This is a genomic window from Lederbergia graminis (genome assembly GCF_042655485.1).
Classification (GTDB): Bacteria; Bacillota; Bacilli; order Bacillales; family Bacillaceae_C; genus Lederbergia; species Lederbergia graminis.
In genome coordinates this window covers 45,001-57,959 of record NZ_JBHSMC010000019.1, presented here as the reverse complement: position 1 = coordinate 57,959, position 12,959 = coordinate 45,001, and the positions used below count along the sequence as shown (strand labels likewise).

Genomic DNA, 12,959 nt, shown 5'->3' with positions numbered 1-12,959 from the left:
AAACAGCTCCTTAACTTAAAGTTGCCCAAAAATCTATATTACAAAATATTGAGTGGGAGCCTTGACAGTTTCGTTCATATCAGGAGGCTCATTAGCCTTGTCTAGTTGTAGGCGCTATCGGCTCGAGGTCAAATAACCTGAGACATGAAAGGCAAAGACCGCCTTTCTTTGTCTCAGAACATTTGCTTGTCGCTGGCCCGCACGAGGCGGGTCAGGAAGGCGTTGGAACAGGATGTTGCGAAATTAGCCTTCCTTCAAATCCCAAGCGCCTTTCACTTTTCTAAGCCCGCGGAAAGCGAAGTGTATTTCCGAAGCGTTATAGCTACACTTACATTGTTCGGATTTACATCCAGGTCAAACCGTTTTGTCTCAACCTATTTTCGTAGCTATTGAGATTACTGTATAAGAAGGACACGGTATTTAATCTTCGTTCAACCTATTTCAGTCTCTGAACAGCCAACAAGAAAGATAGCTAATAAAAATAAATTAAGGATATTTTTTACCTCATAATACATTCCCCTATTTAATTTACTCCTACTCAAGGATATCCTCTTCAGGAGTAGGTATCTCTACCTTTCCTCTAAAAATGAATATATCTGTTAATAACACATTATTGTTATTTTCTGTTAGATGATTATTTCTTTAATAAGGTTGAAGACACGTTTTCCTAATGAAACACTCTCTTCGATTATTCAGAACGGACTTGATTAGTTATAAGATTTTTGATATGTATTAATTCTCCATATTCCAAACGTCACTCCCGTCAGAATAAAGACAATACTTACCATTTCCAACACGGAAGGAAATGTAGACTGATAGAAATATGAATAAAGTAAGCCAAAGATTGTTTCAAAAACGATCATCATACCTGCAATGGAGACAGTTAATCGTATAGACGTTTGATTCCATGCCCATGTTGCTACCCATGAAGCAATAACTCCCAAAACAATAATTCCAAGCAAATAATGATAAAAGTAGTCTTTCCCTAAAAGGTTACCGATTATTTGCTGATTTGTTAGCTTACTAATAAGCAGGGCAATAAAAACTAATGTTAGCGTTTGGACACCAACGATAGTGGAGAAAAGGTCAGGAGAAACTTCAGACTCTTTTTTGAGGAAATTAGCATTAGAGATTCCATACCACGTCCACAAGGCAAGAGCTATAATACAACATAGCAACCCAAACAAAACACTACTTTTTGATACAGTTATACTACTTATGTCTCCTTGTTCATTGCTATATAACAAATAGATACCTACTAATATTAAAAATGCAGGAATCACCATTACTTTAAATGGAAATTCTTTATGTAAAAGGTTCCCAACAATACTAATAATTATAGGTAAAGTTCCGATTATCAACGTGGTAATAGTCGCACCGGTATATTTAATAGCTAATACTAGAAAAAAGAAGTAACCTATATTACCAGTGAAAGCATAAAGCATTGCTCTATACCAAACTCTTGGCGGAATATGCAAAGGGTTCTTTTTGTAAATTATAAATAATAAAAGTGAATATAATCCATACATAAGGTAGCGCCCTAAAGTAATTTCCAATGATGAAAAGTTAGAGAGCATACTTGGTATAAGAAATGCTAGCCCCCAAGCTGCTCCTGCTATCATACCAAATATTACACCAAGAATTGGTGAAGCATTATTATTACTCATTTTAGTTTACCTCCCCGCAGCAGTGTTATGACGTCTTTCTCCCTTGTGGTATTTCCCATTTGACCTTGTAATTTACTCTGTCATGCATAGTTACAAATATAAGATATTTTATTGCTATTTGTGCATATAAAAAAGACCTTTCCGTGGAAAGAGCCTTTGAACGTCTGAAATTATCGTTTTGAGAAGTATCCAGTTAAATTCCGAGTATATCGAATACCTCATAAGCCATTTATATCAACGTCTTGCGGAATTGCAAATGGATAAAAACGTATGAAAAAATATCGAAAATGATATTACTTGAACTAATCCGAACCAAAGTAATAGATGTTAGTTGAATACAATATTAACATTTTGATAACTCTCAGGCATAGTAAATGATATTTTCAGTTTTAAGGAATTTCACACAGTCACAGCTATAAGAGGTATTATCTTTTATTTAGAATTAAACCTACTTTGGAGAGGACACTGAAAATCTTACAATACTTTGTTTGCGATAAACATTCAATAAAAAAGGTGGCTAAAATTTCGGAGTTGAAATTTTAGCCATCTTTTTGTTGTCCAATGTAACCATACAAAGACTTTATTTACGATAATTGGATTTTCTTTAGAAGTTTTATTGTTAGAACTTCTTTTGTCTCTTATGCGTCTTCTTCTGGTTAAATAAAAATTCACTTTTTTATTTTCTTGCTCTTTCAATTAACAATTAAAAGTTATTATTATCCTTACCTTCAAGGAGAAACACTTTTAAGCAAAAGAATGCTGTTATTACATTCCATATGCTCTAGTGAATGCTCTACCTACCTCGAACAGTAGACTTTTGTCATCTTGTGTGAACGTAGGTTTATCCATCGGTCCAATCACTTGATATGAGATATTATTGGGATGACTTACATAGTAACTAGCTATGAAGCTGTTGCCATCATTATCTGTACCTACCATCGTTGCACTACCACCATAATCGGAAGATACGTCAACTTTAGTAATTGAACCTCCACCAGGAAGTGACCTATTGTAACTGTACATGTGAAAACTCGGTAATAATTCTTGGGTCAATGTTGCACCACTTGGAATCCCACTAGGACTTTTTAACGGTGGAGCACCAGTGTCTAATACCGGAGGCTGTTTTTCTTCTTTAGGTTCTTCCGTTTTAGCCTTTTCCTGCTTTGGTTTTTCTTGCTTTGGCTCTTTCTTTGCTACCTCTTGTTTAGGCTCTTGTTTCTTTGGTACCTCTTGTTTAGTTTTTTCCTGTTTAGGAATTTCTTCCTTAGGTTTTTCCTGTTTAGGTTTTGACGTGTCATTTTCCGACTTAGAAGCTATAGAAGACGACTTATTTTCCTCATCCTTCTTGTCAACTTTTTCTTCCTTCACCACTACCTTTACAACTACTTCAAATCTTTCAGTTGTTTTGTTGCCATTTTCATCTGTCGCTTCAGCCGTCACATTATAATTATTTTCTTTATCCTTATCTTCTTCAATCTCGAACACTATGTCTAATTCTCCGTCAACTGGGTCTTCTGCAGTAATCAATTTCTTCAATTCTTCCTCTATATCTACTTCTTCCCCTTCAAAATCAATGACATCCTTAACACCTTTAATCACTGGCTTTTGAGTATCTTCAACGACAACTGTCACATCGAAAATTTCATCTTCCAACTCTAACCTATGTTCAGTATTACCAACCGTCATTGTGTCAACCTCTGGGTCTAAGTCAACAAAGTTTGCTTCCTTTGTCTCATCTTCCATATGTATTGTAAATGTTTTATCCCCAATGTCATCTCCGTATTCAACCTTTTGCTCAATTGAAACTTTAGTAGGTTCTTTAGTGTCCAGATCCTCATTTGACTCTTCTGCCTTTCCTTTACTCATAAGAATCCCTACAGTACCTGCAACAATTAATACAACAATTCCAACGATCATCATTAGAACCTTTTTAGAATTTTTATTTGGCGTTCTCGAATTCACATTTTTTCACCTTCTGTTTTTTATATTTGCTTAGCTTTATTTTTGAAATTGGTAACCAAGCCATCGGTATACTATATCGGTTGAATACAAGAAGTTTGAAGTTTCATATAAATTGAGTAAGAAACCAGAAAACAAAATCCTCAGAACTACTAAATAAAGATCCTCTATTTGAATTGTTCTTCTAAATTAACATAATGAGATGTCGTACCAAAAAAGTAAAACCATACTGAGTTATTTAAACTTAATGGTTCTGAACAAAAAGTGAGATATATTGCTCGTATATCCGAAGGTTTAGTTCACGTGTGGTCAAAAAAGATTTTTGTGCATATAAAAAAGACCCTTTCCACAAAAGCGGAAAGAGCCTTTGAACGTCTGAAATTAACGTTTTGAGAACTGAGGTGCACGACGAGCGCCTTTAAGACCGTATTTTTTACGCTCTTTCATACGTGGGTCACGAGTTAATAGACCTGCACGCTTAAGAGTGCCACGGTATTCAGGATCTACTTCAAGCAATGCACGAGCGATACCATGACGGATTGCTCCTGCTTGTCCTGTGTAGCCGCCACCTTTAACTGATACTAATACATTATAGCTATTTACTGTTTCAGTTGCAGTAAGTGGTTGTTTGATTACTTCGCGTAATGCAGCAAATGGAATATAATCTTCTACATCACGGTTATTTATAACGATACGGCCTTCACCAGGTACTAAACGTACACGGGCAACAGAGCTTTTACGACGACCTGTACCATAATATTGAACTTGTGCCAATATAATTCCCTCCCTTTAGTGATTATCCGCGAAGTTCGTAAACTTCTGGTTTTTGTGCTTCGTGTGGATGTTCCGCTCCAGCATATACATGCAATTTCTTGAACATTTGACGTCCTAAAGATCCTTTTGGAAGCATGCCTTTGATTGCAAGCTCAAGCATTTTCTCAGGATATTTTGTACGCATTTCAAGAGCTGTTCTAGATTTAATACCACCTGCATAACCTGTGTGGCGGTAGTAGATTTTATCAGATAACTTTTTACCTGTTAATTCGATTTTTTCAGCATTAATTAAAATTACATGATCTCCAGTGTCAACATGCGGTGTGAAAGTTGGTTTATGTTTACCGCGTAAGATGGACGCTACTTCTGTTGAAAGACGACCAAGAGTCTTGCCTTCAGCGTCTACAACGTACCATTTACGTTCGATTTCGCTGGCTTTAGCCATATACGTAGTACGCATTTGTTACCCTCCAATTTTTAAAAGAAATTCAAAGTTCGTTTTATTTAATCACAATAAGTTCCGGGGCTTATCGTGGGATTAAAAACAATACCATAGGATATAATATCGTTTTTGAGAAGCAAAGTCAAGGATTTTTTAAACACCAGGTGAAGTTGTTAGGAAGAAATTAATCATAAAATACTTCCCACAAATACAAGCCTTGAGCAGGTGCTGTTTTACCAGCAAGCGCACGATCACGACCATTTACGATCGATTCTACTTGTTGAGGCGTAATCTTGCCGATACCTACATCTAATAAAGTTCCTACTAGAATTCGCACCATATTATATAGGAATCCATTTCCGGTGAAGGAAAAAACTACCTCATTTTCATTCTCGACTACTTCAATTTTATAGATGGTTCTAATTCTATTGTCGGTGTCTGTTTTTGCAGAACAAAAACTTGTAAAGTCATGTGCTCCAAGCAAATAGCTAGTTGCTGCTCGAACTAATTCTACATCTAGATCATATGGAAAGTGAGTAGCATAATTTCTTTTAAATGGCTCTCTTACCTTACTCTTATATAGAAAATATTTATATGTTTTTCCAGTCACATCAAAGCGAGCATGAAAGTCTGATGGTACTGAATCAATTTCTACAACAGCTATATCTGCTGGTAGTAAGCCATTTAATGCTTTTAACCATCTCTCAGGAGGAAGTTGCAGTGGTGAATCAAAATGAATAACCTGTCCCCTAGCATGAACACCTGCATCTGTTCTACCAGAAGCAGTTACTTTCACTTCTTCACTCTTATGCATCATTCCCAATGCACGTTCTAGCTCACCTTGAACAGTTCTTGCCTTAGGTTGAATTTGATATCCCGAAAAAGTTGAACCGTCGTAAGAAACAATTGCTTTATAACGTTGCATATATTTCATTCCTTATTATGATCTCAATAAAATTAGTCCACTTGTAAGTATTATCAATACAAATAAAACCATTGTATCCCTAAATTTCCATCTTAACAGTCGATACTTTGTTCTTCCTTCTCCACCACGATAACCTCTTGCTTCCATTGCAATCGCTAAATCCTCGGCTCTTTTAAAGGAACTAATAAATAATGGAATTAATAGTGGGAGTACTGCTTGAATTCTTTCTTTGATTGTCCCACTAGAAAAGTCCACACCCCGAGCCATTTGTGCTTTCATAATTCTATCTGTTTCATCTATTAAGGTTGGGATGAATCGAAGAGAAATTGACATCATTAGAGCTAGTTCATGTACAGGAAACCGTATTTTCTTTAATGGGTGTAATACATTTTCTAACCCATCTGTTAATTCTATTGGTGTTGTTGTAAGGGTTAATAATGATGATACAAATACTAATAAAAAGAAGCGTATAGATATATAAATCCCCTGTTTTAAGCCTTCTTCATAAATATTGACAAATCCAAGGGAATAAATAACTTCTCCTTCTTTGTTAAATAAAATTTGCAATACAAAGGTGAAAAGAACAAGAAATAAAACTGGTTTTAGTCCATTAAAAAGAAATGTAACTTTGATTTTGGTAAGCATAATCAAAAATGCAACAAAGACAAATAAAAATCCATATGTTGCTATATTATTGGCGATGAAAATAATACAAATAAACCCAAATACAAATAGTAATTTTGAACGTGGGTCTAGCTTATGAATAACAGAATCTCCAGGAATATAACGACCAAATATCATTTTTTCCATCATGATGTTTCACCGTGTCGCATCATTTTTTCAATTGCTTCCGCCAGTTCCTCTATCGTTAAACAAGTCTTTCCAATTTTTTTTGCAAATTTCTTTTCAAACATATACTGAAACTTTACAACATCCGGGATATCTAATCCTAATGTAAGCAATTCTTCTGGATCGGAGAAAATATCGCGAGGTTTCCCTTGTTTCCTTACTTGACCTTTATGCATCACAACAATTTCATCTGCATATTTTGCCGCAGTATCCATGCTATGAGTTACTAATATTGTAGAAAGATTCTTTTCTTTATGAAGCTGGTGGAACATTTCCATTATTTCCGTCCGACCTCGTGGATCTAAACCTGCAGCAGGTTCATCCAATACCAATACTTCGGGCTCCATTGCTAGTACACCAGCAATTGCAACTCTTCTCATTTGACCACCAGACAAATCAAATGGGGATTTATGAAGTACATCCTCTGTCAGTCCTACATCTACAATTAATTTTCGTGCACGTGCTTTTGCTTCCTCTTCAGAAACACCAAAATTCATCGGACCAAAACAAATATCCTTCTCCACTGTTTCTTCAAATAGTTGGTGTTCAGGAAACTGGAACACAATCCCTACCTTCTGACGAATAGGGCGTAGCTTTTTTTCCTTTTTCTCAGCATTTATTACACGATCGCCGATGATGACACGTCCCTTTGTCGGTTGTAATAACGCATTTAAATGTTGGAGCAGGGTTGATTTGCCAGAACCAGTATGTCCAATCAATGCCATGAATGTGCCATGTGGTATCGAAAAATCAACATTTTGTATAGCCATCCTTTCAAAAGGGGTATTGGCCTGATATTTATATTCTACTTGTTGTAGTGTAATGTCCATAGCTCATTCACCAACTCAATATCTGTCAGAAAGTTTTTAGGGACTAGAATCCCTCTATCTCTTAAAGCATTTGCCATTTTAATCGGAAAAGGTATATCTAAACCTAATGATATTAACTCCTCTTCTAGTTGGAATATCTCACTAGGTGTACCTTCTTTGTAAAATTGTCCTTTATTCATCACAATAACTCGATCTGCTTTTGCAGCTTCTTCTAAGTCATGAGTTATCGATATGACAGTTAAACCTTGCTCATCCTTTAAATCTTTCACGGTCTTCAAGACTTCTTCACGCCCTAAAGGATCCAACATAGATGTAGCTTCATCTAATATGATTACTTTCGGGCTTAGTGCAATGATACCAGCTATTGCAACCCTCTGTTTTTGTCCACCTGAAAGATGGTGTGGCTCTTGATTAAGAAAATCGGACATGTGTACACGGTTAAGAGCATCCTCTACCCTTAATACCATATCATCATGAAGAATACCGTTATTCTCTAAACCAAAAGCCACATCATCTTGTACAGTTGATCCAACAAATTGATTATCAGGATTTTGAAATACCATCCCTACCACTCTGCGGATATCCCAAATGGTTTCTTCTGTTAATACTTTATTATCAACCATGACAGTACCACTATTGGGAAATTGAAGTCCTAATAATATTCTTGCTAAAGTCGATTTGCCAGAACCGTTATGACCAACAACCGCAAGCCATTCACCTTTTGTAACAGTAAGGGAGACATTCTGTAAAGCAAACGAATCCTGACCTTCATATGTAAAGGAAATATCTTTAATATCGATAATAGACTCGTGTTCACTCATGTTAATTCCCCCTCTGTTAATGTATTAACTATGTATTATTAAAAAAGTCTGTAAATAGAAAAAAAGCCTGCACCTCACTCCGAAGAACTGACAATCAGTTACTATCATTTATCACTAGTATTTCCTAGAGTGTGAGGAGGAGGCGCTTGAGCTAGACAGGATCACACAAAAGCTGATGTATATAAAAGTATGGATGGCTTAATATTAACCCCCCAGTACTCGCACCAGCGGCCCTCAAACAAGCAAACTTTCTGAAATGAATTAGTCTGTCTTTTGACATTTATTGATTCAGTCAATTCTACTTCGAGGAGCTAGGTCTGTACTAGACAAAACCTATGTGCCTATCGTAACGCTCTTTTTTAGCTTTATTCGTTTACATTTTAGTTGTTGAAAAAGGGCAGAAGAAGTCAGTGCGTTACCAACTACCTCGCCCTTCTCTGAAAGAAATATTATACTAACTCGATAACTACCATTGGAGCACCATCACCGCGACGAGGTCCAAGTTTCATGATGCGAGTGTATCCGCCTTGACGTTCAGCGTAACGTGGAGCGATATCTGCAAAAAGTTTTTGCACTGCATCTTGTTTAGTTTCTGCATTAGCAACTTCATTACGTACAAAAGCAGCAGCTTGACGGCGTGCATGTATATCACCGCGTTTACCAAGCGTAATCATTTTCTCCACTACAGAGCGAAGTTCCTTAGCACGAGCTTCAGTTGTTTCGATGCGTTCGCTAATAATTAAATCAGTAGCTAAGTCACGAAGCAATGCTTTACGTTGAGAGCTAGTACGTCCTAGTTTTCTATAACCCATTCTAGTTTCCCTCCTTTGTTGATAAAAAGTACTATACTTTACGCATATAAAAGGTTCATAACCCTTTAATGTTGATGTTTAGGTCAGTCATCTTTTCGGAGGCCTAGTCCAAGATCATCAAGTTTCGCTTTGACTTCTTCCAAAGATTTTCTTCCTAAGTTACGTACTTTCATCATGTCCTCTTCTGTCTTATTAGCCAGTTCTTGAACAGTATTGATTCCAGCACGCTTTAAGCAGTTATAAGAACGAACGGAAAGGTCAAGTTCTTCAATTGTCATTTCTAGTACTTTTTCTTTCTGATCTTCTTCTTTTTCTACCATTATTTCAGCATGTTGAGCTTCATCTGTCATACCAACAAAGATGTTCAAATGCTCAGTTAAGATTTTTGCACCTAATGAAATAGCTTCTTTCGGTCCAATGCTTCCATCTGTCCATACGTCTAGAGAAAGCTTATCATAATTTGTCATCTGTCCAACACGTGTATTTTCCACTTGGTAATTTACACGTGAAACCGGAGTATAGATTGAATCAATAGGAATAACACCGATTGGCAGATCATCACGCTTATTAAGGTCAGCCGGCGTATAACCACGGCCACGTTTAACAGTCATGCGCATACGGAAATTAGCATTTTCTCCTAGAGTTGCAATGTGTAAATCAGGATTTAAAATTTCCACATCACTATCGTGCATAATATCAGACGCCTTAACTACGCCTTCGCCCTGTACATCAATTTCTAAAGTCTTTTCTTCGTCAGAGTAAACTTTCAAAGCTAGTTTCTTTATATTAAGAATGATAGAGGTAACATCTTCAACAACACCTTCAATAGTTGAAAATTCATGTTGAACACCTTCCACTTGGATAGATGTAACAGCAGCACCTGGAAGTGAAGACAATAGAATACGACGCAGGGAATTCCCTAGAGTAGTTCCATATCCACGCTCAAGTGGTTCTACAACGAACTTTCCATGTTTGGCATCATTGCTGATCTCAATCGTTTCAATTTTCGGCTTTTCCATTTCGATCATTCAAATATACCCTCCTTCAAAACGTCTAAGTTCGGAAAGTATCCGAAACTCCCCATGTTACAAACTCATTTGTGCAACAACTGGATGAAGAATAGATCCTTTCGAGCATAAATTAACATATTACCCCATTATAACCAGGTAATAGTAATTTTATACAAGAGAATCATTATACACGACGACGTTTAGGTGGACGGCATCCGTTATGTGGTACAGGTGTTACATCTCTAATAGCTGTAACTTCAAGTCCTGCAGCTTGTAATGCACGAATAGCAGCTTCACGTCCGCCACCTGGGCCTTTAACAGTTACTTCAAGACTTCTCATACCATGTTCCATTGATGTTTTTGCAGCAGTCTCAGCAGCCATCTGTGCAGCATATGGAGTGGATTTACGAGAACCTTTAAAACCAAGAGCTCCAGCTGAAGACCAAGAAATAGCATTCCCTTGTGCATCAGTAATAGTAACAATTGTGTTATTGAAAGTAGAACGAATGTGAGCAATACCATTTTCAATATTCTTTTTCACACGACGTTTACGAGTATTTGTTTTACGTGCCATTTTAATCAGTTACCTCCTTTACCTATTATTTTTTCTTACCTGCAACTGTTTTACGTGGTCCCTTACGAGTACGAGCATTGTTCTTCGTATTTTGACCGCGAACAGGTAATCCACGACGGTGACGAAGACCGCGATATGAACCAATTTCCATTAGACGCTTAATGTTAAGGGATATTTCACGACGAAGGTCACCTTCAACTTTTAATTTGTCAATGATGTTACGAATATTATTTAGTTCATCATCTGTAAGATCGCGTACACGTGTATCCTCAGAAACACCTGCCTCAGCTAGGACCTTAGATGCTGTATTTTTACCAATACCATAAATATATGTTAATGAAATGACTACACGTTTTTCACGTGGAATGTCAACACCAGCAATACGTGCCATAAATGTTGTGCACCTCCTTATTATCCTTGTTTTTGTTTATGTTTAGGGTTTTCGCAAATAACCATAACTTTCCCTTTTCTGCGAATTACTTTACACTTTTCACAGATGGGTTTCACTGATGGTCTTACTTTCATCTTTTAAAACCTCCTTAGTAGTCCGGAGTGCATGATTTATTTAAAACGATATGTGATTCTTCCTCGTGTCAAATCATACGGAGAAAGTTCTACAGTTACTTTGTCACCTGGAAGAATACGAATAAAATGCATACGGATTTTGCCTGATACATGAGCAAGTACCGTGTGCCCATTTTCCAATTCTACCTTAAACATTGCGTTTGGCAATGTATCCACGATTGTACCTTCTACTTCAATTACATCTTCTTTCGCCATCAAGTTGTTCTCCCTTCTCTATAACTTTCAAAACCTCTTCTACTAAAATTTAAACTGCCTAACGTATTTTTCCGTTATACTATAGCCCAATTTGGTAATACTTTAATCACAGCTTTGTTAAAATTTCGTAACCAGCTTCAGTAATTGCAATTGTATGTTCGAAATGGGCACACTTTTTACCATCCACTGTTACTACTGTCCAATTATCTGCCAGTGTTTTAACATAACGACTTCCAGCATTAACCATTGGTTCAATGGCTAAAACCATACCGGGTTTCAAACGGGGTCCTGTGTTAGGCGGACCGTAGTGAGGAATTTGAGGATCCTCATGTAAATTCTGACCAACTCCATGTCCTACATATTCCCTAACAATGGAAAAGCCATTGGATTCAACGTAAGTTTGAATAGCATGAGATATATTAGAAAGACGTACTCCCGGTTTAGCCTCTTCCAAGCCTAGATAGAGAGATTTCTCTGTGACGTCAAGAAGTTTTTGTGTTTCCATATCAATATTACCGACAGAGTAAGTCCAAGCTGAATCACCATGGTAGCCGTTTACTTTAGCACCAATATCGATACTAATAATATCCCCATCTTTAAGAATACGGTCTCCAGGTATACCGTGTACAAGTTCCTCATTAACTGATACACATACGCTGCCGGGAAAGCCATTATACCCTTTAAAAGACGGGTATGCACCATGTTGTTTAATAAAACTCTCAGCAATGGTATCTAGTTCTCTTGTCGTAATCCCCGGTTGAAGTGTTTTGCGTAACTCTTGATGAGTTAAAGCAACAATTCTACCAGCTTCTCTCATGATTTCTAGTTCACGAGGTGTTTTACAAATAATCATTATACCAAACCTTTGAGCAATGAATCAATATCTTGATATACATCGTCGATATCTTGCTGCCCGTTAATATTTGTCAAATACCCTTTTTCGCTATAGAAATCAAGAAGAGGTTGTGTTTGTTTCATATTTACCTCAAGTCTATTTTGAACGGTTTCCTCATTGTCATCAGGACGTTGGTAAAGTTCCCCACCACAACGATCACAAACACCTGTCTCTGTAGGTGGATTAAATACTAGGTGATAAGTGGCACCACAGTTCTTACAAATTCTGCGACCTGTAAGACGTTCCATCAATATATTTTGATTAACTTCAATGTTAATCACATAATCGATTTTTTTGCCAATCTCAGCTAATATACCTTCCAATGCGTCAGCTTGTGCGACAGTTCTTGGAAAACCATCTAGTAAAAAGCCTTGTTTACAATCTTCTTTATTTAGACGTTCACGGACAATGCCAATTGTAACCTCATCGGGAACTAACTCACCTTTATCCATGAATGATTTTGCTTTTAAGCCAAGCTCCGTACCTTCAGCCATTGCAGCGCGGAACATGTCTCCTGTAGAAATATGAGGAATCCCATATTTTTCAACAATTTTATCGGCCTGTGTACCTTTACCGGCACCGGGTAGGCCCATTAAAACTAAATTCATTTGTATGCCCCCG

General features: G+C 37.0%; 16 protein-coding genes. All 16 read right to left on the bottom strand.

What is annotated here, in order from left to right; genetic code table 11:
* Positions 1–707 precede the first annotated feature (707 nt).
* Entirely contained in the window at positions 708–1,667 is a 960-nt protein-coding gene (locus tag ACFPM4_RS14370) for a DMT family transporter (RefSeq protein ID WP_382352999.1), read from the bottom strand.
* 765 nt (positions 1,668–2,432) lie between these two features.
* The gene (locus ACFPM4_RS14365; RefSeq protein WP_382352996.1) at positions 2,433–3,629 is read right to left on the bottom strand and encodes a hypothetical protein; all 1,197 of its coding nucleotides are present in this window, start codon (positions 3,627–3,629) and stop codon (positions 2,433–2,435) included.
* Positions 3,630–4,007: 378 nt separating this feature from the next.
* Positions 4,008–4,400 (bottom strand): 30S ribosomal protein S9, encoded by a 393-nt coding sequence (rpsI, locus tag ACFPM4_RS14360; RefSeq protein ID WP_144924420.1) that lies wholly within the window; start codon positions 4,398–4,400, stop codon positions 4,008–4,010.
* 22 nt (positions 4,401–4,422) lie between these two features.
* Positions 4,423–4,860, bottom strand: coding sequence for a 50S ribosomal protein L13 (rplM, locus tag ACFPM4_RS14355; RefSeq protein ID WP_144924423.1), 438 nt, complete (start codon positions 4,858–4,860; stop codon positions 4,423–4,425).
* A gap of 166 nt (positions 4,861–5,026) precedes the next feature.
* A complete protein-coding gene (truA, locus tag ACFPM4_RS14350) occupies positions 5,027–5,767 on the bottom strand; it encodes a tRNA pseudouridine(38-40) synthase TruA (protein WP_382352992.1) in 741 nt (246 codons plus the stop codon).
* Positions 5,768–5,782: 15 nt separating this feature from the next.
* Positions 5,783–6,580, bottom strand: a complete 798-nt coding sequence (locus ACFPM4_RS14345) for an energy-coupling factor transporter transmembrane component T family protein (protein WP_382352989.1) — start codon at positions 6,578–6,580, stop codon at positions 5,783–5,785.
* Positions 6,577–7,446: an energy-coupling factor ABC transporter ATP-binding protein gene (locus ACFPM4_RS14340; protein ID WP_382352986.1), complete on the bottom strand. Its 870-nt coding sequence runs from the start codon at positions 7,444–7,446 to the stop codon at positions 6,577–6,579. Before ACFPM4_RS14340 ends, ACFPM4_RS14345 begins: the two co-directional genes overlap by 4 nt.
* A complete protein-coding gene (locus ACFPM4_RS14335; RefSeq protein ID WP_382352983.1) occupies positions 7,422–8,267 on the bottom strand; it encodes an energy-coupling factor ABC transporter ATP-binding protein in 846 nt (281 codons plus the stop codon). Before ACFPM4_RS14335 ends, ACFPM4_RS14340 begins: the two co-directional genes overlap by 25 nt.
* 449 nt (positions 8,268–8,716) lie before the next feature.
* Entirely contained in the window at positions 8,717–9,079 is a 363-nt protein-coding gene (gene rplQ, locus ACFPM4_RS14330; RefSeq protein WP_144924438.1) for a 50S ribosomal protein L17, read from the bottom strand.
* Positions 9,080–9,162: 83 nt separating this feature from the next.
* Positions 9,163–10,107, bottom strand: a complete 945-nt coding sequence (locus ACFPM4_RS14325; RefSeq protein WP_144924441.1) for a DNA-directed RNA polymerase subunit alpha — start codon at positions 10,105–10,107, stop codon at positions 9,163–9,165.
* Positions 10,108–10,273: 166 nt separating this feature from the next.
* Positions 10,274–10,663, bottom strand: coding sequence for a 30S ribosomal protein S11 (rpsK, locus tag ACFPM4_RS14320; protein ID WP_144924460.1), 390 nt, complete (start codon positions 10,661–10,663; stop codon positions 10,274–10,276).
* 25 nt (positions 10,664–10,688) lie between these two features.
* Positions 10,689–11,054, bottom strand: coding sequence for a 30S ribosomal protein S13 (rpsM, locus tag ACFPM4_RS14315; RefSeq protein WP_144924463.1), 366 nt, complete (start codon positions 11,052–11,054; stop codon positions 10,689–10,691).
* Positions 11,055–11,074: 20 nt separating this feature from the next.
* Positions 11,075–11,188, bottom strand: coding sequence for a 50S ribosomal protein L36 (gene rpmJ / locus ACFPM4_RS14310; protein ID WP_003156543.1), 114 nt, complete (start codon positions 11,186–11,188; stop codon positions 11,075–11,077).
* Between the two features lie 36 nt (positions 11,189–11,224).
* Positions 11,225–11,443, bottom strand: coding sequence for a translation initiation factor IF-1 (gene infA / locus ACFPM4_RS14305; RefSeq protein ID WP_144924465.1), 219 nt, complete (start codon positions 11,441–11,443; stop codon positions 11,225–11,227).
* 106 nt (positions 11,444–11,549) lie between these two features.
* Positions 11,550–12,296 carry a type I methionyl aminopeptidase gene (gene map / locus ACFPM4_RS14300; protein ID WP_144924467.1) on the bottom strand — a complete coding sequence of 249 codons (747 nt, stop codon included), beginning with the start codon at positions 12,294–12,296 and terminating at the stop codon, positions 11,550–11,552.
* Positions 12,296–12,946 carry an adenylate kinase gene (locus ACFPM4_RS14295; protein ID WP_144924469.1) on the bottom strand — a complete coding sequence of 217 codons (651 nt, stop codon included), beginning with the start codon at positions 12,944–12,946 and terminating at the stop codon, positions 12,296–12,298. Before ACFPM4_RS14295 ends, map begins: the two co-directional genes overlap by 1 nt.
* Positions 12,947–12,959: the final 13 nt, after the last annotated feature.

Coding starts and splice junctions, on each gene's coding strand:
- rplM (WP_144924423.1), bottom strand. CDS start 4,860: ATGCGTACTACGTATATGGCTAAAGCCAGCGAAATCGAACGTAAATGG.
- ACFPM4_RS14335 (WP_382352983.1), bottom strand. CDS start 8,267: ATGAGTGAACACGAGTCTATTATCGATATTAAAGATATTTCCTTTACA.
- rpsK (WP_144924460.1), bottom strand. CDS start 10,663: ATGGCACGTAAAACAAATACTCGTAAACGTCGTGTGAAAAAGAATATT.
- rpsM (WP_144924463.1), bottom strand. CDS start 11,054: ATGGCACGTATTGCTGGTGTTGACATTCCACGTGAAAAACGTGTAGTC.
- ACFPM4_RS14325 (WP_144924441.1), bottom strand. CDS start 10,107: ATGATCGAAATGGAAAAGCCGAAAATTGAAACGATTGAGATCAGCAAT.
- rpmJ (WP_003156543.1), bottom strand. CDS start 11,188: ATGAAAGTAAGACCATCAGTGAAACCCATCTGTGAAAAGTGTAAAGTA.
- ACFPM4_RS14345 (WP_382352989.1), bottom strand. CDS start 6,580: ATGATGGAAAAAATGATATTTGGTCGTTATATTCCTGGAGATTCTGTT.
- ACFPM4_RS14295 (WP_144924469.1), bottom strand. CDS start 12,946: ATGAATTTAGTTTTAATGGGCCTACCCGGTGCCGGTAAAGGTACACAG.
- ACFPM4_RS14340 (WP_382352986.1), bottom strand. CDS start 7,446: ATGGACATTACACTACAACAAGTAGAATATAAATATCAGGCCAATACC.
- rplQ (WP_144924438.1), bottom strand. CDS start 9,079: ATGGGTTATAGAAAACTAGGACGTACTAGCTCTCAACGTAAAGCATTG.
- infA (WP_144924465.1), bottom strand. CDS start 11,443: ATGGCGAAAGAAGATGTAATTGAAGTAGAAGGTACAATCGTGGATACA.
- ACFPM4_RS14370 (WP_382352999.1), bottom strand. CDS start 1,667: ATGAGTAATAATAATGCTTCACCAATTCTTGGTGTAATATTTGGTATG.
- truA (WP_382352992.1), bottom strand. CDS start 5,767: ATGCAACGTTATAAAGCAATTGTTTCTTACGACGGTTCAACTTTTTCG.
- map (WP_144924467.1), bottom strand. CDS start 12,296: ATGATTATTTGTAAAACACCTCGTGAACTAGAAATCATGAGAGAAGCT.